We start from the raw sequence: 17,612 nt of genomic DNA on the forward strand, positions 1-17,612 counted from the left end.
AACATAGGGGCAATTTCCCTACAGGATGCCTTCCCGGCAGGAGCTGACATGTCCCGTCTCACTCGTTTTGCCCTCCGTACAGCCGTACTGCCCCTGGCGCTGGCCAGCCAGATGGCGTCCAGCCAGGAGGCCGCGGGATTCATTTCTCCGGCTTCCTGGTACAGCGCCTTCAACGCTATCGCCCAGGTGGCGTGCCATAACTGCTACGAAAAACAGTACGCCAGCACCTTCACCAGTGTGCTCGACAGCGTGCGTACCCTGGAGCTGGATTTCTGGGACCAGCGCGATGCGGTCACCGGTGGTTCGGCCGGTCACTGGTTCGTGCGGCACAACCCCGGCACGCTGTTCCAGTCCGGCAATGACAACAACTGCACCGGCGACGGCAAAGGCACCAACGATCTCGAGGCCTGCCTCAACGACATCAGGCTCTGGAGCGACAGCCATCCCGGGCACTTCCCGATTACCCTGATCCTCGACAAGAAGCAGGGCTGGTCGAAGGAAAGCTCCGGGCGTACGCCGAAAGACTTCGATGATCTGGTCAGCCGGATTTTCCAGGGCAAGCTCTATACCCCGGGCGACCTGGCCCAGCACCTGGGTGTCAGCAGCGGTGCCTTGCAGGGCTCGCTCAAGGGCAAGTCCTGGCCGACCGCTAGCCAACTGCAGGGCAAGGTGCTGCTGGTGCTCAACCACTCGGAGAACCAGAAGCTCTCGCAATACGCCGAAGCCCGAACCACCAGCGCCAAGGTGTTCATTTCACCGGTCACCAACGGCCAGAACGATGTCAGTGGCGAGGTCAGCGGCATGTCCCGGACGTCGTCCGGTTACGTGGCCATGAACAACATGGGCAAGGGCGACAAGCAGTGGGCCGCACAAGCCTTTGCCTACAGCCACATCGGTCGGGTGTGGGGTGATGACGGCGTGTCATTCACCCAGCACATCGCCGAGAAGGTCAATCTGTCGGCGTATTACAAGTTCGCCGAAGCCAAGGATGGCAACGGCTATCGCATCCGGCCGTTCTAATGTTTCAGCGGGGCTCGTCCGGTTCGGCGAGCCCCGGGTCCACCCGCTTGCCGATATCCCGCAGGCGCGCCAGCTGGTCGACCATGGTCGGTGCTTCATCCAGGCTGCTGACAAAGGTCCACAGGTAGGTCATCACCGCGTACACATGCCCGGCCTTGACCCCTTCGGTCAGGGCCAGTTGGCTGATGGCGATCACGAACAGCAGCGCGGCCGCCGAGCCAAGCAGGAGATAGGCCGCCGCCTCGCGGTCCGACAGCCAGATCCGCAGCCGCGACAGTAGCCGGTAGTGCCGTTGCAGGGACGTGGCGCCGACCTTGGCCACCAGGCCGATTTCCTTTTCCAGCCGGTCGTTCAGGCGCTCATGCAGCTCCTGATTGCGCCGGGCAAAACGCGGCAGCAGGGTGATGCACAGCAGCAAGGCCACCAGGCAGGCCAGGCCGACCCAGGGTTCGATCACCAGCAGCATCACCGCCGCGCCGACAATCGAGACCAGCGCGGTGGCGATGGTCGGTACGTGCTTCTCGAAGAAGTCGACGAACTCCCGAGCCAGCACCACCCGCGCCGCGGCGGTGGAGGTGCTCTGGTTCTGCAGGCGCTGGTTGAGGATCACCGGCACCGCCAGGTCGGCGTAGATCCGCGTGAAGGTGCGGGTATCCACCGCCCGCCGCGCGGCCCCGACCACCCAGAACCCCAGCACCACCAGGGCATAGACCAGGGCGCTGCCGGCGTCGCCGCGAATGATCGAGTCCACCGCGAACCCGGCAAACAGCGGGTAGGCCAGCAGCAACGCGTTCTCCAGCGCCACCAGTGACAAGGTGCAGAACAGCTTGCCGGGGTAGGCGCGGGCGATGGCTTTCAGGGTCTGGCTGGCGGATTGCTGGCCGATTTTCTTGCTTTCATCGATCAGGACTTGCGGGGTAACGGCTGACATGGGTGCACCGGAGGGAAGATAAACGCTATTATTGAGCGACTGCTCAATGGTATTTGAGCGATCGCTCAAAATGCAAGCGCCATCCATCCACCGGCGCCCTGAGGTAATGCCCGTATGTCCCGTACCGACCGCAAAGACCAGATCATCGCCGCCGCCCTGGAGCTGTTTCTCAGCAAGGGCTTCGCCGCCGTTTCCACCCGCGACCTGGCGGACCACGCTGGCCTGTCCCGTAGCCACATCTATCACTACTTCAGCGATTGGAACGAATTGCGTCGCGAAGCCTTCGTGCGTTTTGCCACAGAGCAACTGGACGCCGTAGGCGCCCCCCTGGTTGGCTTGCCGCCGCTTGCGGCCCTGCATGGATTCCTGCGCGATTGCCTGCCGGTTTCCGCCGAAGACAGCTGGGCGCTGTGGCTCGATGCCTGGGATGAAGCCATGCACGACACCGCGCTGGCCGAGGCCTACCAGAAGGTGGATGAGCAGTGGCAGGCCATGCTCGCCAGCATCATCGAAGCCGGCGTGCAGGCCCAGGTGTTCCAGTGCGCATCACCCGCACGCGCAGCCCGGCAGATCTTCGCCCAGATCATGGGCTATGCCGACGGCCTGTTGCTGCGACCCTCGGCCGAGGCCGCCGCAGCGGCGATGGACGAGGTGATGGAAGTGGTCGAGTTGTTATTGAAGATTCGCTGAGCCCGGGAGAGGCGTTCGAGTGTGCCGACCGGTTGCGGAAATTAGGTTGCTGAAACGATTCATCAGCGCTATAAAAATCCCACAACTCCAATAAAGGCACACGCCCATGACTCCACTCAGACTGCTGGTCGCTCTTTCCGCATTCACCGCTGCTTCCCACGCCATGGCCTGGGACTATGTTCTGCTCGATACCGACAAGGCCGCCCAGGACTTCCATATCACCAGCGCGCAGCTGGGGGTGAAAACCGCCAAGCCCTTTTCCGTGACCCTGCGTACCCTGCATGGCGGGCGCCAGGAGGGGGTGAGCATTGTCGATATCGACAACGGTGCGATGAAACTCTCGGTAGTGCCGACCCGCGGCATGAACGTGCTGCAGGCTTCCGTCGGCCCGGTGCGCATGGGGTGGGATTCGCCGGTCAAGGAGGTGGTCAATCCGTCGTTCATCGAGCTCAACGGTCGTGGCGGCCTGGGCTGGCTGGAAGGGTTCAACGAGCTGGTGACCCGCTGTGGCTACGAGTGGGTCGGGCACCCGGGCATGGATAACGGCGAGCTGCTGACCCTGCACGGTCGCGCGGCGAACATCCCGGCGAACAAGGTCACCCTGCATATCGACGAGAAGCCGCCGTACACCATCAGCCTGCGCGGCGAGCTCAAGGAACAGGCGTTCAAGAAGGTCGATTTCTCGGTGGCCACTGAGCTGGTGACCGAGCCGGGCAGTGTCAGTTTCGCCCTCAACGACACCCTGACCAACAACGGCGATTACCCGAAGGAATACCAGGCGCTGTATCACAGCAACTTCAGCACGCCGTTCCTCGAAGAGGGCGCGAAGTTCACTGCACCGGTGAAGCAGGTGTCGCCCTTCAATGACAAGGCCAAGGCCGACCTTACCGATTGGCAAACCTACCGCGGCCCGACCCGGGACTACGACGAGACCGTCTACAACGTGGTGCCTTATGCCGATGCCCAGGGCGATACCCTGACGGTGCTGCATAACAAGGCCGGCAGCCTTGGCGTGGCGGTGGGCTTCAATACCCGGCAGCTGCCGGTGTTCTCCCTGTGGAAAAACACCGACACCCAGGGCCAGGGCTATGTGACCGGCCTGGAGCCGGGCACCAGTTTCTCCTACAACCGCCGCTACCAGCGCCCGCTGGGCCTGGTGCCGACCATCGAGGCCAGGCAGAGCAAGCAATTCCAGATCCGCTACAGCCTGCTGGCCGACAAGGCGGCTGTGGATAAGTCCCTGGCCGAGATCAGCCAGATCCAGAACGGCCGGCAGACCGAAGTACGGCCGACGCCACTGGTGGACCTGAGCAAGGAGTGATCCTCCTCAGCTCGCGGCCGGCCGGTATTGCAGCGCTTCGGCCAGGTGCTCGCGGCTGATCTGCTCGACCTGCTCGAGGTCCGCCAGGGTGCGGGCGACCTTGAGCAGGCGGTGGGCGGCGCGCAGGGACAAGGTCAGGCGTTCGCAGGCGGTTTCCAGCCAGCGCTCGTCGGTTGTGGATAACTGGCAATGCCGGCGCAGGCCCGGCAGGTCGAGAAAAGCATTGGCGCAACCCTGGCGTCGCTGTTGCCGCTCCCGGGCGCGGGCCACCAGGGCCGCGGCTTGCGCGGTGTTGTCCCCAGCCGGGGGCTTGGGGTTGAGGGCCGTGCTTTCCCGGGCCACGGTCAGGTGCAGGTCGATGCGGTCGAGCAGCGGCCCCGAGAGCTTGTTGCGATAACGCTGGATCTGCTCCGGTGTGCAGCGGCAGCGGCCACTGGGTTCGCCCAGATATCCACAGGGGCAGGGGTTCATTGCTGCCACCAACTGGAAGCGCGCGGGGAAATGTACCCGGTCGCGGGCCCGGGCAATGACGATCTGCCCCGACTCCAGGGGTTCGCGCAGCACCTCCAGCACCTTGCGATCAAATTCCGGCAATTCATCGAGGAACAGCACACCGTGATGGGCGAGTGTGATTTCCCCGGGTTGCGGTTTCGAGCCACCCCCCACCAGCGCCGGTCCAGAAGCCGAGTGATGAGGTTGACGGAAGGGCCGTTGCGGCCAATGGCTCAGGGGAATGTGGCTGGTGACCGACTGGATGGCGGCCACTTCCAGGGCTTCCTGTTCCTCCAGCGGCGGCAACAGGCCAGGCAGGCGGCTGGCCAGCAAGGTCTTGCCGGTGCCTGGTGGGCCGCTGAACAGCAGGTTGTGCGCACCGGCCGCGGCCACCAGCAGCGCGCGTTTGGCAGCCAGTTGGCCCTGCACTTCATTCAGGTCGGGATAGGGGCGGTTCTGGTAGAGCAGGCCGTCCGAGGCATAGGGCTCGATCGGGGTGTGGCCGTTGAAGTGAGCGACGGCTTCCAGCAAATGCTCGACGGCAATCACCTTCAGTCCTGAGGCCAGGCAGGCTTCCTCGGCATTCGCGCGCGGCACCATCAGCATGCGGCCGGCCTGGCGCGCGGCCAGGGCCGCCGGCAGCACGCCGCGCACCGGGCGAACCGCGCCGGAAAGCGCCAGCTCGCCCAGGCATTCGACATTCTCCAGGGCCAGTGTCGGCACCTGCACGCTGGCGGCAAGAATGCCCAGGGCAATTGCCAGGTCGAAGCGCCCGCCGTCCTTGGGCAGGTCGGCCGGGGCGAGGTTGAGGGTGATGCGCCGGGCCGGAAAATCGAAGCCGGCATTGAGAATGGCGCTGCGCACCCGGTCCTTGCTTTCCTTGACCGCCGCTTCGGGCAGGCCCACCAGAGTCAGGGCCGGCAGGCCGTTGGCCAGATGGACTTCGACCGACACGGCCGGCGCTTGCACGCCGGTCTGGGCACGGCTGTGGACGATGGCCAGAGACATGACTCGTTCCTTGAGGCTGGGAAACCGCGTCCTGCGGTTGTGCAAGCCTAGCCCCGGCCGAGGCTACGCCGCACCAGCAAATAGACTCAGGATGTTGCGGCGGGCGGCTCAGCCGCGCCAGTCGTGGGACCAGCCCGGTTGGGCGATGCGCTGTTCGTACAGGGCGATGTCCGACTGATTGTCGACTTCCACCCAGCCGCCGCGAATGGCCACGGTGGCGATAGCGGTGCCGGCCTGGAGCAGGGCACGCAGCAGGCTGGTCATGTCCAGTTTGTCGATCTGCGGGTCGCTCATGCCGGACAGCAGCGCCCGGACCTGGCTCCAGCCTTCGGGGGTGAATTTCAGCAGGCCCATGTACTGGCCCTCGATTTCCTCGCGGCTGGCGACCCTTTCACCGATACCCAGCAACTGGCCAGCCTGTTGACGGAAGCTTTCGGCGTCGCTGAGGGGATCATCGGAGCGCGCCGACCACAGGTCCCACCAGTCGAGGTCGTAGGTGATGCTCAGGGGGGCCTGGGAGGCCATCAGGTCACGGACGATGTCCGGGCGGTAGACGATATCGCCGTAGCACACCAGGGTCGGTTCGCTGGATAGCAGGGCATCGGCGCGCATCAGGCTGCGCACCATGTTGCTGCTGGCCCAATGCGGGTTGTACAGCCGGCTCTGGCCATAGCCTTCAAGGGCTTCGCTGCAATAACCGCTGACCAGATGCACCTCGTCGACACCGGCGTTTTCCAGGGCTTGCAGTTGCCATTCGAGCAGCGGCTTGCCAGCCAGGCGGGCCAGGGGCTTGGGTTGCGCGGCGGTCAGGTGTTTCAGGCGGGAGCCGCGGCCGGCGGCGAGAATTACGGCTTTCATGTCAGGTCACTCAAAGAGCCATTGGCACAGTTGTCGATCGGCTTCGTCCAGCGTTGCTTCGCGCTCGGGATGCCACATGATGCCGGCCACCTTGAGGCTGGTATGCACCAGGGCCTCGCAGGTTCCGGCTGCGTCCAGGGCCCAGGGGCGCAGGGTGGCGGGCAGCGGGTCGAGCAACTGTTTGCCGTGGAAGGAATTGACCGAGCGCGAAGCGGCCTGGCCCGGTAGCCAGGGCAGCTCGTCGGCGGCCAGCAAGGTGATGAGGTGGCGTTGCGCGACGTGCACGTCGCGGTCGGCATCGGCCAGCCGGCCGCCGAAAAAGCTGTGGATCAGTTGCAACCCGCGGCAGACCCCCAGCACCGGCCACCGCTCGGCCACGCAATGGGCCAGCAGCGCCTGTTCGCTCCGGTCGCGCAACGGGTCGCCGCCGAGGTCGTCGCCACCGCTGAAGATCACGCCTTGCACGCCCTGGGCACGGGCATAGGCCACGGTGTCCTCGCCCAGGTGGGGCAGCAGCAGCCATTGGTTGCCGCAGCCGAGTTCGGCAAAAAAGCGGTACCAGTCCCTGGCCAGGCCGTCGCGCGGTTCGTGATAGGCCTGCGGGTTGCAGGTTCTCAGGGTGATGCCGAGGCGTTTCATGGCTGCACCGGGTTCAGGGTCTTGTCGCGACAATTGAGGGCGATGCGCGGGCTGCGCAGGATCCGGTTGAACAGCTGTTCGCCACAACCGATGGCCGCCGGAATGCCGAATTCGGCGCAGCGGATGGCCATGTGCGAGTTGGCCCCGCCGTATTGGGTGACCAGCCCGGCGATACCGCGGGTGAAGACCCAGTCATAGCCGGGGTCGGCATTTTCGATGCAGACGATCTTGCCCTTGAGCGGCGCCGAGGCCGGGGTGTCCTGGCGCAATTCCATGCCGACGGCTTCGACGTTCTGCCGGGTGATGAAGTTGGGCAGGCTGCGATGCAGCGGCGCGACGAACACATCGTCGACGGCGCTGATCAGGTGCCCGAGCTTCAGCGAGATGCCCTGCTCATAACTGCGTCGCGCCTGGCTGGCCGACTCCAGCAGGACCCGGTCGGTGTCGTCCATCAGCGGCGTGGTGAGGCTGTCGAGCAGCGGGTGGATATCGAGAAAGGACAGGTCTTCCCTGGCCAGGCCAACGTCGGCGCCCCAACTCACCAGCAGTTGCAGGGCGTCGGACAGGTCCCGGGTGAACACCAGCTTGGCGTATTCCCGGGCCTGGATGGCCTGGCTGGCATAGTCCAGCAGGTGTTCGGTCGACAGCGGCCAGCCTTGTTCGTCGATCAACTGCTGCAGGGCCTGGCGCTCTTCGGGTTGCAGTTGGAAGGTTGCTTGCGAACTCTCGCCATGACCTAGCTCGACGGTCGCGGCAGCGAACAGGTCGTGGCGCTCGTCATAACGCAATGAGGTGATGTCGTAGGTACCGGGACGCAGATGGCCGAACTTGGCGACAAAGGCTGGCAGTGTCCGGACGTCGGCGCAGACCTGGGCGTATTCGCGCGTCAGTTCGGTGGTGACGGTGTGGATCGACTGCTTCCAGGACAGCAGGCGCTCGTTGCTCAGGGCGCCACGGCGGCAGGCCGAGCGCAGCAGGGCTTCGGCGATGAATGCATGCCGGGCGAGCATGGCGAACGGCAGCGTGCCTTGCTCGCGGCAGTCCAGCAGCAGGCGGTGGATGCTGTCGAGGTCGGCTGGAATGGCATCGAGACGCCGGCGTTGCTGCTGGCGCTCGTGGGCGCGCACCTGGTCCAGCAAGGGCGGCAGAGCGCCGGCGCCGTTACCGCTCAGCGCGCGCAGCGTCAGTTGGTCGAGGGCCGAGCGATAGGCCCGTTGCTCGGCGGCGCTGAGGCTGTCGCCATAACGCTCGGCGAAGTCGGCGTCGAAGGTGAAGTCCAGGCAGGTCTGGACGACTTCGAACTCGACCTTGTCGTGCCATTGCGGGTGGGCTTGCAGTCGCTGTAGCCAGGCGTTGACCAGCCTGGTGCACAACCCCGGTTCCAGGCCCGCCGGCAGGAACGAGTTGAAGCTGCAGCGCACGTCGATATACGGGTGATGGCCTAGCATCACCATCAGCGCCTGGTGCCGCGGGTGGTGATAGCCCATCAGGGCGCGCGCTTCGCGCCAGGTCGAATCGGTCACCAGGCGCCGATACAACGAGGCCGCCAGCGGGCGCGGAGTGGTGCCGATGATTTCCGCCGGGTTCCAGTCGGGCATCACCCCCAGCAAGGTGCTGTCGCCATACAGACCGGCCTGGGGCGCCAGGCGTTTGCCCAGGAAGCGCTGGATGTGCTCGAGCTGGCGCGCCACCCGCCGTTCGGTGACCGGATGCCAGGTGTTGCACAGGGTGATGCGCCGTACCTGCAACACATACACCTGCTGGTGGTGGTCGACGGCGAATTCGATGTCCAGCGGCACGTTGCCGCAGAGCGTTTCCAGCTCCCTGCAGGCGTCGATCACTGCCTGCAGGCGTGGCGAGCGCAACTGGGCACTCTCGGTGTCGCGGTAGACCAGCACGGTTTTCTGGATGCCCTGGCCGCCGGTGATGGTATCGGTCAGGCCGCTCTCGTCGTCGTAGTTCACCACGTAATAAGGGGCGCCATGTTCCAGGTCGTGGGTCATCACCACGCCGCTCATCTGGATCGAGGTCAGCATCGGCTGGATCAGGATCTGGTTGTCCTCGCAGCGGTGCTCGGCAAAGGACGCGATCACCTGTTCGATGGCGACGCTCAAGGCCCGAGGGTCGGTGATACTGACATTCAGGCAACTGGTGAACAGGCCGGCCATGGAACTGTTGACGCTGTCTTCGTTCTGCGCGCTGCTGCGCACGATCACGCAACCGCCATGCTCCATCCTGGCGATGTTCTGCAGCACGTTCGCGGGGGCATCAAGCCACTGCCGCGCGGTGAAGAAATACAGCGGCAGGATTCGCGAGCGAGTGACCCGTGGTTGCAGGCGCTCCAGGGTTTCGGACTTGGTCCCGAAACGAATGGTGTTCGCGGCGGCCTGGTTCATGGCGCGTCCTCGTGCTTGTCCACCGCCAACAGGGCCAGGTGCTTGAGCAACGGGTGAATGATGAAGTAAGGCGGCTTCTCGGCCTCGGCCGGCAGGGGTCGCAGGGCCTGGGCGCCTTCGCGACGCCAGTGGCTCAGGACTTGTACCAGCAGGTCGGCGCGGATCGCATTGTCATACAGGTAGTCGACGTCCATGCCTGGCGGCGGCAGCGGATAAGCCTTGCGCGCCATTACCGGGCCGGTGTCGATCTGCTCGTCGAGCAGCAGGGCGCTGGCGGCGCATTCACGCTGTTCGATGATCTGGTAGTACAGGGTGGTGCTGCCGCGATAATCCGGCAGCCAGCCGGAATGGATATGCAGCACCGGGTAACGACTCAAGAGGGCCGCCGGCACCAGTTGCCCGCCGTACCCAGAGTAGACCAGCAGGTCCGGCGCCTGGCGGGCGATCAGTGCGAGCAACTGCGGGTCGTCGAGAGCCGGGGCCGGGCACACCTCGTGGGACCAGTCCAGGGCGGCCAGGCAGGTGTCGAGGTCCTGGCTCAGGTCCGGGCAGAACAACCCTGCAAGTGGCTGTACCTGCAACTCGCGGGTGGTCTGCAACGCGCCGCCGCCCTGGCCGTAGACAATCACCGCGTCAGGTTCGATACCGGCTGCCGCCATGCCTTGCAGGTAGGCGACCGAGCGCGCGGTGTGGGCGCAGAGGATCAGCAGGCGGGCGCGACTCATAGGCCGGCCTCCCGGGCGACGGTGGCCAGCACCTGTTGTTCCTGGGTCAGCAGCCAGGCCAGGTAGGCGGCCTGGTCCGGGTCGAGGCGGCCCTGCTGCGACACCAGGGTGTCCGTCAGCTTGAGCAGGCCATTGAGGTAATAGGCCGCGCCGCTCGCTTGCCAGCCGTGCAGCATGCACTCGGCCAGCAGCAGATAAGGCGGTACGGACCCGTAGCTGCCGTGGGGCAGCGGACGGTGCGGAGCCGCGGCTTCGTAGCCGGTATACAGGCGTTTGCTCACTTCGAATTTCTTCAGCAGGCGCGGCAGCCAGTAGGCTGCCAGCGGGCCGGAGACTCCGGCGCCCGCGCGCATTTCCAGGCACAGGTGGCTCAGCAGCGCCGTGCTGTCCTCGGCGTGCGCCGGGCCTTGTGGATGCAGTGTGGGCAAGGCCGGCGCCGGCAAGTGGGCGCACGCAGCCAGGCGCGAGGTGCGCCAGGCGTCGACTAAGGCTTCGCCCTGGAAGCTGCTGTAACGGTAGGTCTGCGGGGTTTCCAGCAGGTCCCCGTCGCTGTAGGCGTAGTTCAGCATGACGGTGGATACCCACAGAGCTGGCGAATGCGTTCCACGTAGCCAGGAATATCGTCGGGCTCGTGACGGTTGTGCAACACCAGGTCCGGGTGTTGCGGCGGCGGGTATTCGATGTCCACGCCCACCACGTTGCTCTGTTCGCCCCGCAGGGCGGACTGATACAGCCCCTTGTTGTCACGGCTGACCAGGGTGCTCAGCGGCACATCGACGAACACTTCCCGGTAGCTGGAGAAACGCTGGCGGTTGTCGTCGCTGATGTCCTGGAACATCGACAGGATGCAGCAGACCACATCGATGCCCTGGCCATCGAGCCAGCCGCACAGGGCCTGGATCCGTTCGGCGTTGACCCGCCGTCCGGCGACGCTGTAGGCATCCGCCCGCTGGTCATGGCGAAACAGCGCGCGAATCTCGTCGCCGTCGACGAACACGGTCTGCGGCCGCTGCGCTTTCAGGCTGGCATACAGGGCCCGGCCAATCGTGGTTTTGCCCGCTCCTGACATGCCGACCAGCCAGATCACCATGGTTTCACCCCTGCTTGAGTATGTTTTCGATGTTGCGCAGCGCCAGGACCGCCAGCTCCGCCGAGAAACCATAGCTGGGCGCGAAGTAATGGCGACGCAGGCGCTGGCGGACCGCGGCCTGCTGTTGCCAGAGGCTTTCGTCCCCCAGCAGGTCGGCCAGTTGCCAACGCGCCTCAGGGTCGAGGTTGACGATGTCGTTGCGCAGCAGCACATCGGGCGATTCCTCGCCGGTCAGCGCGTCCTGCTCGGCGTCCGGTACGTTCAACAGCAGCAGGTTCTTGTCCAGGTACAGGGCGCCGAACGCGGTTCCGCCGTAGTCCGAAACCACATAGTCGGCGCAGCGGAACAGGGTCAGGTTGTCGTAGACGCGGGTAATCACCGCGGTGAACGGGTATTGCTCAAGCAGTTTCAGCGCCTCGGGATCGGCCTCGGCCGACAGCGGATGGGTCTTCACGATGACGTTGTAGCGATCGCACAACCCGGCCATGGCGTCGGCGAAGCGGCTGATCGACGACAGCTCCATCCAGGTCGGCAGCCACAGCACGGTCTTTTTCGCCCGGTCCAGGGCCAGGTCCGCCGGGTGCTGGCCTTGCAGCGAGGTTTCGCGGAAGTAGGCGTCGTAGCGCGGGTAACCCATCTGGAAGGTCACGGCGTCGCAGCATTCGCGCAGGCGCTCGGCCTGCCAGGGGCCGAAACACAGGATCAGGTCGTAGTGTTGGTTCCAGCTGGAAAAGTTGTGTTTGTACTTGCCCAGGGCGTACATGAAGCGCACCTGCCGATGGCCCAGCGCCTTGATCATCGGCTGCGAGCCGTGGTCGTACATGCTGTGGTTGGAGACCACCACGTCATAGCGGTGATTGGCCTTGATCACATCCAGGCTGCCGTGGCAGCTGTAACCCAGGCCGCCGATCAGTTCGCGGCTTTGCGCGCGCTCTTCATGGGTGCCATGCAGGACCACGTCGAAAGCGTCGGCCCCGAGCAGGCTCCAGACCGCCTGATAGTGATTGAGCATCTCGGCGGTATGAACGAAGAAGGCCAAGCGGCTGAAGGGTTTTGGCGCGGTCATAGGGCTACCTGGTGCAATTAAGTCGAGGCAAGCGTTCGCGTTGCTTGGCGGTGTTGCGGGGCATGACTCGCCCAAGGGGGGCCAGGATCGCAAACGCTGGACATGTTATCGGCGGAGTAGGGGGAAATGAACGGGCGGGGCGGAAAATCTTTGCTGGCAGGGCCCGGCTCGACCGATGGCAGGTGCTGTCCGGTCGAGCCTATGCGCAGGAGCGCGGTCGAGCTGGTTATTGCTCGCTCGGATTGAGCTTCGCTTCCAGCTCGGCCACCTTCGCCTCGAGGCTTTCCAGGCGGGCGCGGGTGCGGGCCAGGACGACCATCTGGCTGTCGAATTCTTCCCGGCTGACCAGGTCCAGCTTGCTGAAGCCGCTTTGCAGCAGGGCCTTGAACTGGCTTTCGATTTCGGCGCGGGGCAGTGGGGTATCGCCGCTGAACAGGCGGGCGGCATGGCCGCTCAGGGCATCGAGGAGGTCTTTGGGCGCGAGCATGGGAGGTGTCCTGAAAACAATGGCGGGCAGTGTATCACGCACTGTCTATAGTCAATTGGCAGGCGGGGATGCACGCTTTTCGCGCATTGCGCCGGGCAGTGGCGCACCGTTGTTGTGCGTATCCGTGGCGATGATGGCGAAGTGGTCTCCGTGGCGGCGGCCAAGGGACTGAAATCAGTGGGTTTTCATGAGATGGCAAGGTTTCTGCTTAGTCGCTGATGACCCATGCACTGATGCAGTCGCTGTGACGAATGCAGTGCGGCAGGCGGAGCGGGGAAGTGTTTCGTCGGCAGCGGTTAGCTGGCGTCGGTCTGGTCGAGGAAGGCCGACGATGCGTTACAAAGCCAGGCACTGCGCTTAGACTTGAGTCGGGTTTGTTTTCCTGGGGCAAGTCCACCAATTCGGGAGAAAGTTTCATGAAGCTAGTCACTGCCATCATCAAGCCGTTCAAGTTGGACGACGTGCGCGAGTCGCTGTCCGAGATCGGCGTGCAGGGCATTACCGTTACTGAGGTCAAAGGCTTCGGCCGGCAGAAGGGGCACACCGAGCTGTATCGCGGCGCGGAGTACGTAGTCGACTTCCTGCCCAAGGTGAAGATCGACGTCGCCATCGACGACAAGGATCTTGATCGGGTCATCGAGGCGATAACCAAGGCCGCCAACACCGGCAAGATCGGTGACGGCAAGATCTTCGTGGTCAATCTGGAACAGGCTATTCGCATCCGTACCGGCGAAACCGATACCGACGCCATCTAAGCCGCCCCAAACCCAACGCCCCAGGAGAAAACAATATGACTCTGCGTAAAATCGCAGGGCTAGGAGCCCTGTTGTCCCTCGTAATGCCTGGCCTGGCCATGGCGGCGGACGAAGTGGCAGCCCCAGTCCTCAATTCCGGCGATACCGCCTGGATGCTGACCTCGACGGCCCTGGTGCTGTTCATGACCATTCCCGGCCTGGCGCTGTTCTACGGCGGCATGGTGCGCTCGAAAAACATTCTTTCCGTGATGATGCAGTGCTTCGCCATTACCGGTCTGATCAGCATCCTGTGGGTCATTTATGGCTACAGCATCGCGTTCGACACCACCGGCATGGAGCAGGGCGTCGTCAACTTCAACTCCTTCGTCGGCGGCATGGGCAAGGCCTTCCTGGCCGGCGTCACCCCGGCGAGCCTGACCGGCCCGGCGGCGCTGTTCCCCGAGGCGGTGTTCATCACCTTCCAGATGACCTTCGCCATCATTACCCCGGCGCTGATCGTCGGTGCCTTCGCCGAGCGGATGAAGTTCTCCGCCATGCTGATCTTCATGGCCATCTGGTTCACCCTGGTCTACGCGCCGATCGCGCACATGGTCTGGTCCGGCAATGGCGGCCTGATGTGGGACTGGGGCGTGCTGGACTTCGCCGGCGGCACCGTGGTGCACATCAACGCCGGTATCGCCGGCCTGGTGGCTTGCCTGGTGCTGGGCAAGCGTAAAGGCTTCCCGACCACCCCGATGGCGCCGCACAACCTGGGTTACACCCTGATGGGCGCGGCCATGCTGTGGATCGGCTGGTTCGGCTTCAACGCCGGTTCCGCCGCCGCCGCCAACGGCACCGCCGGCATGGCGATGCTGGTGACCCAGATCGCCACCGCCGCCGCGGCGCTGGGCTGGATGTTCGCCGAATGGCTGACCCACGGTAAGCCAAGCGCCCTGGGCATCGCCTCGGGTGTGGTTGCCGGCCTGGTGGCGATCACGCCTGCCGCTGGCACCGTAGGCCCGATGGGCGCCCTGGTGATCGGCCTGGCTGCGGGCGTGGTGTGCTTCTTCTGCGCGACCACCCTGAAACGCAAACTGGGCTACGACGACTCCCTGGACGCCTTCGGCGTGCACGGTATCGGCGGTATCCTCGGCGCGATCCTCACCGGCGTGTTTGCCGCGCCATCGCTGGGCGGCTTCGGCACCGTGACCGACATCGCCGCACAAGTGTGGATCCAGTGCAAAGGCGTGGGCTTCACGGTGATCTACACCGCGATCGTCACCTTCATCATCCTCAAGGTGCTGGATGTGGTCATCGGGCTGCGTGTCACCGAGGAAGAAGAGTCGGTCGGCCTCGACCTGGCGCAACACAACGAGCGTGGTTACAACCTGTAATTTCGCCTGAAAAAAATGCCCGGCTTGCCGGGCATTTTTTTGTCTGCGTTTTGTCATTGAGAGACAGCTGAAAGGTTTTTCCCAGAGCTTGTCAGCCAGTTTGATGAGCGCTTTTTTTTCGGGTCAATGACTTACAGCATTGGAGGAATATTCGGCACTTTGTTTTTTCCCAGAGCGCGCTAGAATGCGCGCCGAATGTGCGGAGAACTGTATGTGGCAACAGACTCTGATTACCCTGCGGGCAAGGCCCCGGGGCTTTCATCTGGTAACGGACGAGTTGCTCGCCGGCCTGCCTGAACTGAAGGCATGCCGGGTCGGTCTGTTGCATTTGTGGCTGCAGCATACCTCGGCCTCGTTGACCATCAACGAGAATGCCGACCCTGCGGTTCGTCGTGACTTCGAGCGTTTTTTCAACACCCTGGTGCCGCAAGGCATGGCCGGGTATGAACATGACGACGAAGGGCCCGATGATCTGCCGGCGCACTTCAAGGCCAGTTTGCTAGGCTGTCAATTGAGCTTGCCGGTATCGGCAGGTCGCTTGGCGTTAGGCAGCTGGCAAGGCGTTTATCTGGGCGAGCATCGCGATCATGGCGGTGCCCGCAAAGTCCTTGCCACCTTGCACGGTGATAAGGCATAAGCCGCTGGTTATCAGTGGATGTTGATTTTTTTCCAGCGGCCTTCGACAGTCGGCTCAGCTGGGCTATAACTAATCTGCTTTTCGCAAGTCATGAGGTAGAACATGAGCGACGATGATCTGGAAAACGACGACCTCGAAGTAGGCGACGAAGACGAAACCGAAGAAGGTCTTGAAGCGGCCGCCGACGATGTGGCGGAAGACGATGGCAGTGATGTTCCTGCCCCGACCGCCAAAGGCAAGGCCAAGGCTGCCGTCTCGGTAGACGAGTTGCCGAGTGTCGAAGCCAAGAACAAAGAGCGTGATGCACTGGCGCGCGCCATGGAGGAGTTCCTGGCCCGTGGCGGTAAAGTGCAGGAAGTCGAGGCCAATGTGGTTGCCGATCCGCCCAAGAAGCCTGATAACAAGTACGGTAGCCGGCCTATCTAAGCGCCCGCCACTTGCTTGCTGAAAAAGCCCGCCGTCGCTGCGGGCTTTTTCATGGGCGCTTGTTGGGCAATGACACCGTATTGCGGTGATCGAGCTATCAGGCGCCTCTGTGCCAGCGCGCCAGCAGTTTCGGCAGTTCGGTCAGGCTGCGGATTTCCGCGTCCGGCAGCCGCTCGGCCTCCCAGACCTTGCCGGCCGGGTTGAACCAGATGGCCCGCAAGCCGGCCTGCTGCGCCCCGGCGATGTCGTCGCCCGGGTGGTCGCCGATGTGCACGGCGGTGTCCGGCGTCGCCTCGCCCCGTTGCAGGGCCTCGTGAAACAGCCGTGCATCGGGCTTGGCGATGCCGATGTCTTCGGCGCACAGGGCGAACTTGAAGTAATCCGCCAGCCCCAGGCGGCGCACATCGGCGTTGCCATTGGTGACCACGCCCAGCGCGAAGTGGTTGGCTAGCGCTTCCAGGGTCGGCTGCACTTCGGGAAAGATATCCAGTTGATGCCGGGCATGCAGGAACACTTCAAAACTCTGGTCAGCCAGGGCATTGGCCTGTCCCAGGTCGTAGCCGGCTTCCTCCAGCGCATGAAACAGCACCCGCCGGCGCAGCGCGCTGATGCGGTACTTGAGCCCCGGTTCGTTGTTCAGCACCCGTTCACGGATGGTCCAGAGATGCTCCACCGGTACGCTGCCCAGCTGCGGAGCGTGGTCGGTCAGCCACTGGCGCAGTACGGCTTCGGCGCTGACGATCACGGGCGCGGTATCCCACAGCGTGTCGTCGAGATCGAAGGTGATCAGCTTGATCGTCATTACTCACCGCCTTTGTTGCGTTTGGCCCGTGGGTGGGCGCTGTCGTAGACCGCTGCCAGGTGCTGGAAGTCCAGGTGGGTATAGATCTGCGTGGTCTTGATATCCGAGTGCCCCAGCAGTTCCTGTACGGCGCGCAGGTCCTGGGAGGATTCCAGCATGTGGCTGGCGAAGGAGTGTCGCAGCATGTGCGGATGCAGGTTCTGTCCCAGCTCGCGCTCGCCGGCGGCCTTGACCCGCAGCTGGATCGCCCGTGGACCCAGGCGCCGGCCCTGCTGGCTGACGAACACCGCGTCGTCCGGCGGATTGCTCAGAGCCCGCAGTGGCAGCCAGAGTTGCAGCGCCTCGCGGGCCTTTTTGCCGACCGGCAGGACCCGTGTCTTGCTGCCTTTGCCGTGCACCTGCACCAGGCCGTCGGCCAGGTCCAGTTGTTCGAGGTCCAGGCTGGTCAGCTCCGACAGGCGCAGCCCGGAGGAATAGAACAGCTCGAGAATCGCCTGGTCGCGGTGCGCGAGGAAATCGTCTTCCACCGCGCCATCGAGCAATTGCAAGGCGCGATCGGTGTCCAGGGTCTTGGGCAGGCGACGCTCGCCCTTGGGCGGCGCCAGGCCGTTGGCCGGGTCGTGATTGCACAGGCCTTCGCGGTTCAGATAGTGATACAGGCCGCGCACGGCGGAGAGCAGGCGCGCCAGGCTGCGGGAGGATTGGCCCTGCTGGTGCAGGCGCGCAATCATGCTGCGCAGGCTCTGGATGTCCAGGTCGGACCAGCTGGAAACCTGCTGCTTGGCACAGAAGGCCAGCACTTTTTCCAGGTCGCGGCGGTAGGCTTGCAGCGTATGGGGCGACACTTGGCGCTCACTGCGCAGGTGCTCGCAGTAGGCGTCCAGTTGTCGTTCCAT

General features: G+C 64.2%; 19 protein-coding genes. 7 read left to right on the forward strand and 12 right to left on the reverse strand.

The window, feature by feature from the left end; genetic code table 11:
• The first annotated feature begins 48 nt into the window (after positions 1–48).
• A complete protein-coding gene (locus tag J4D28_RS12190) occupies positions 49–1,020 on the forward strand; it encodes a Ca2+-dependent phosphoinositide-specific phospholipase C (protein ID WP_028683659.1) in 972 nt (323 codons plus the stop codon).
• Between the two features lie 4 nt (positions 1,021–1,024).
• Here the strand turns inward: J4D28_RS12190 and J4D28_RS12195 are convergent, their stop codons facing one another.
• Positions 1,025–1,951: an ABC transporter six-transmembrane domain-containing protein gene (locus J4D28_RS12195; protein ID WP_173424530.1), complete on the reverse strand. Its 927-nt coding sequence runs from the start codon at positions 1,949–1,951 to the stop codon at positions 1,025–1,027.
• Positions 1,952–2,065: 114 nt separating this feature from the next.
• Between J4D28_RS12195 and J4D28_RS12200 the strand changes: the two genes are divergently transcribed.
• Positions 2,066–2,641 (forward strand): TetR/AcrR family transcriptional regulator, encoded by a 576-nt coding sequence (locus tag J4D28_RS12200; protein ID WP_009051542.1) that lies wholly within the window; start codon positions 2,066–2,068, stop codon positions 2,639–2,641.
• A gap of 106 nt (positions 2,642–2,747) precedes the next feature.
• Positions 2,748–3,962, forward strand: coding sequence for an aldose 1-epimerase family protein (locus tag J4D28_RS12205; RefSeq protein WP_101283938.1), 1,215 nt, complete (start codon positions 2,748–2,750; stop codon positions 3,960–3,962).
• Between the two features lie 6 nt (positions 3,963–3,968).
• Here the strand turns inward: J4D28_RS12205 and J4D28_RS12210 are convergent, their stop codons facing one another.
• From J4D28_RS12210 to J4D28_RS12250, 9 genes are all read right to left on the reverse strand, one after another.
• The gene (locus J4D28_RS12210) at positions 3,969–5,462 is read right to left on the reverse strand and encodes a YifB family Mg chelatase-like AAA ATPase (RefSeq protein WP_041985083.1); all 1,494 of its coding nucleotides are present in this window, start codon (positions 5,460–5,462) and stop codon (positions 3,969–3,971) included.
• Positions 5,463–5,570: 108 nt separating this feature from the next.
• On the reverse strand, positions 5,571–6,320 hold the full coding sequence (locus tag J4D28_RS12215; RefSeq protein WP_009051459.1) for a phosphocholine cytidylyltransferase family protein: 750 nt from the start codon (positions 6,318–6,320) through the stop codon (positions 5,571–5,573).
• Between the two features lie 6 nt (positions 6,321–6,326).
• Positions 6,327–6,959 (reverse strand): gamma-glutamyl-gamma-aminobutyrate hydrolase family protein, encoded by a 633-nt coding sequence (locus J4D28_RS12220; protein ID WP_103330858.1) that lies wholly within the window; start codon positions 6,957–6,959, stop codon positions 6,327–6,329.
• Positions 6,956–9,355 carry a PEP/pyruvate-binding domain-containing protein gene (locus tag J4D28_RS12225; protein ID WP_053270177.1) on the reverse strand — a complete coding sequence of 800 codons (2,400 nt, stop codon included), beginning with the start codon at positions 9,353–9,355 and terminating at the stop codon, positions 6,956–6,958. Before J4D28_RS12225 ends, J4D28_RS12220 begins: the two co-directional genes overlap by 4 nt.
• Complete coding sequence (locus J4D28_RS12230) at positions 9,352–10,080, reverse strand: formyltransferase family protein (protein ID WP_103330859.1); 729 nt, start codon at positions 10,078–10,080, stop codon at positions 9,352–9,354. The genes J4D28_RS12225 and J4D28_RS12230 overlap by 4 nt, the downstream gene beginning before the upstream one ends.
• Positions 10,077–10,649 (reverse strand): hypothetical protein, encoded by a 573-nt coding sequence (locus J4D28_RS12235; protein ID WP_103330860.1) that lies wholly within the window; start codon positions 10,647–10,649, stop codon positions 10,077–10,079. The genes J4D28_RS12230 and J4D28_RS12235 overlap by 4 nt, the downstream gene beginning before the upstream one ends.
• Positions 10,643–11,170, reverse strand: coding sequence for an adenylyl-sulfate kinase (locus tag J4D28_RS12240; protein WP_103330861.1), 528 nt, complete (start codon positions 11,168–11,170; stop codon positions 10,643–10,645). Before J4D28_RS12240 ends, J4D28_RS12235 begins: the two co-directional genes overlap by 7 nt.
• 4 nt (positions 11,171–11,174) lie before the next feature.
• Positions 11,175–12,236, reverse strand: coding sequence for a CDP-glycerol--poly(glycerophosphate) glycerophosphotransferase (locus J4D28_RS12245; protein WP_038635928.1), 1,062 nt, complete (start codon positions 12,234–12,236; stop codon positions 11,175–11,177).
• A gap of 226 nt (positions 12,237–12,462) precedes the next feature.
• A complete protein-coding gene (locus J4D28_RS12250) occupies positions 12,463–12,723 on the reverse strand; it encodes an accessory factor UbiK family protein (RefSeq protein ID WP_007926648.1) in 261 nt (86 codons plus the stop codon).
• A 416-nt stretch (positions 12,724–13,139) separates the two neighbouring features.
• Between J4D28_RS12250 and glnK the strand changes: the two genes are divergently transcribed.
• From glnK to sutA, 4 genes are all read left to right on the forward strand, one after another.
• Positions 13,140–13,478, forward strand: a complete 339-nt coding sequence (gene glnK, locus J4D28_RS12255) for a P-II family nitrogen regulator (RefSeq protein WP_002555808.1) — start codon at positions 13,140–13,142, stop codon at positions 13,476–13,478.
• A gap of 35 nt (positions 13,479–13,513) precedes the next feature.
• On the forward strand, positions 13,514–14,851 hold the full coding sequence (locus J4D28_RS12260) for an ammonium transporter (protein WP_009051452.1): 1,338 nt from the start codon (positions 13,514–13,516) through the stop codon (positions 14,849–14,851).
• Between the two features lie 211 nt (positions 14,852–15,062).
• Positions 15,063–15,488 carry a secondary thiamine-phosphate synthase enzyme YjbQ gene (locus J4D28_RS12265; RefSeq protein WP_016703180.1) on the forward strand — a complete coding sequence of 142 codons (426 nt, stop codon included), beginning with the start codon at positions 15,063–15,065 and terminating at the stop codon, positions 15,486–15,488.
• A gap of 102 nt (positions 15,489–15,590) precedes the next feature.
• A complete protein-coding gene (gene sutA, locus J4D28_RS12270; RefSeq protein WP_007926654.1) occupies positions 15,591–15,914 on the forward strand; it encodes a transcriptional regulator SutA in 324 nt (107 codons plus the stop codon).
• Positions 15,915–16,011: 97 nt separating this feature from the next.
• Here the strand turns inward: sutA and J4D28_RS12275 are convergent, their stop codons facing one another.
• Both J4D28_RS12275 and xerC read right to left on the reverse strand, forming a co-directional pair.
• Entirely contained in the window at positions 16,012–16,716 is a 705-nt protein-coding gene (locus J4D28_RS12275; RefSeq protein WP_103330862.1) for an HAD family hydrolase, read from the reverse strand.
• Complete coding sequence (xerC, locus tag J4D28_RS12280) at positions 16,716–17,612, reverse strand: tyrosine recombinase XerC (RefSeq protein ID WP_009051449.1); 897 nt, start codon at positions 17,610–17,612, stop codon at positions 16,716–16,718. The genes J4D28_RS12275 and xerC overlap by 1 nt, the downstream gene beginning before the upstream one ends.

The sequence above is a fragment of the Pseudomonas sp. GW531-T4 genome, from assembly GCF_017349615.1.
Classification (GTDB): domain Bacteria; phylum Pseudomonadota; class Gammaproteobacteria; order Pseudomonadales; family Pseudomonadaceae; genus Aquipseudomonas; species Aquipseudomonas chlororaphis_I.

Bases quoted from the DNA above. Each gene is read 5' to 3' on its own strand.
- J4D28_RS12205 (WP_101283938.1), top strand. From the start codon at position 2,748: ATGACTCCACTCAGACTGCTGGTCGCTCTTTCCGCATTCACCGCTGCT.
- J4D28_RS12210 (WP_041985083.1), bottom strand. From the start codon at position 5,462: ATGTCTCTGGCCATCGTCCACAGCCGTGCCCAGACCGGCGTGCAAGCG.
- J4D28_RS12240 (WP_103330861.1), bottom strand. From the start codon at position 11,170: ATGGTGATCTGGCTGGTCGGCATGTCAGGAGCGGGCAAAACCACGATT.
- J4D28_RS12220 (WP_103330858.1), bottom strand. From the start codon at position 6,959: ATGAAACGCCTCGGCATCACCCTGAGAACCTGCAACCCGCAGGCCTAT.
- J4D28_RS12225 (WP_053270177.1), bottom strand. From the start codon at position 9,355: ATGAACCAGGCCGCCGCGAACACCATTCGTTTCGGGACCAAGTCCGAA.
- sutA (WP_007926654.1), top strand. From the start codon at position 15,591: ATGAGCGACGATGATCTGGAAAACGACGACCTCGAAGTAGGCGACGAA.
- glnK (WP_002555808.1), top strand. From the start codon at position 13,140: ATGAAGCTAGTCACTGCCATCATCAAGCCGTTCAAGTTGGACGACGTG.
- J4D28_RS12230 (WP_103330859.1), bottom strand. From the start codon at position 10,080: ATGAGTCGCGCCCGCCTGCTGATCCTCTGCGCCCACACCGCGCGCTCG.
- J4D28_RS12200 (WP_009051542.1), top strand. From the start codon at position 2,066: ATGTCCCGTACCGACCGCAAAGACCAGATCATCGCCGCCGCCCTGGAG.
- J4D28_RS12265 (WP_016703180.1), top strand. From the start codon at position 15,063: ATGTGGCAACAGACTCTGATTACCCTGCGGGCAAGGCCCCGGGGCTTT.
- xerC (WP_009051449.1), bottom strand. From the start codon at position 17,612: ATGGAACGACAACTGGACGCCTACTGCGAGCACCTGCGCAGTGAGCGC.
- J4D28_RS12195 (WP_173424530.1), bottom strand. From the start codon at position 1,951: ATGTCAGCCGTTACCCCGCAAGTCCTGATCGATGAAAGCAAGAAAATC.
- J4D28_RS12260 (WP_009051452.1), top strand. From the start codon at position 13,514: ATGACTCTGCGTAAAATCGCAGGGCTAGGAGCCCTGTTGTCCCTCGTA.
- J4D28_RS12235 (WP_103330860.1), bottom strand. From the start codon at position 10,649: ATGCTGAACTACGCCTACAGCGACGGGGACCTGCTGGAAACCCCGCAG.
- J4D28_RS12250 (WP_007926648.1), bottom strand. From the start codon at position 12,723: ATGCTCGCGCCCAAAGACCTCCTCGATGCCCTGAGCGGCCATGCCGCC.
- J4D28_RS12190 (WP_028683659.1), top strand. From the start codon at position 49: ATGTCCCGTCTCACTCGTTTTGCCCTCCGTACAGCCGTACTGCCCCTG.
- J4D28_RS12245 (WP_038635928.1), bottom strand. From the start codon at position 12,236: ATGACCGCGCCAAAACCCTTCAGCCGCTTGGCCTTCTTCGTTCATACC.
- J4D28_RS12215 (WP_009051459.1), bottom strand. From the start codon at position 6,320: ATGAAAGCCGTAATTCTCGCCGCCGGCCGCGGCTCCCGCCTGAAACAC.
- J4D28_RS12275 (WP_103330862.1), bottom strand. From the start codon at position 16,716: ATGACGATCAAGCTGATCACCTTCGATCTCGACGACACGCTGTGGGAT.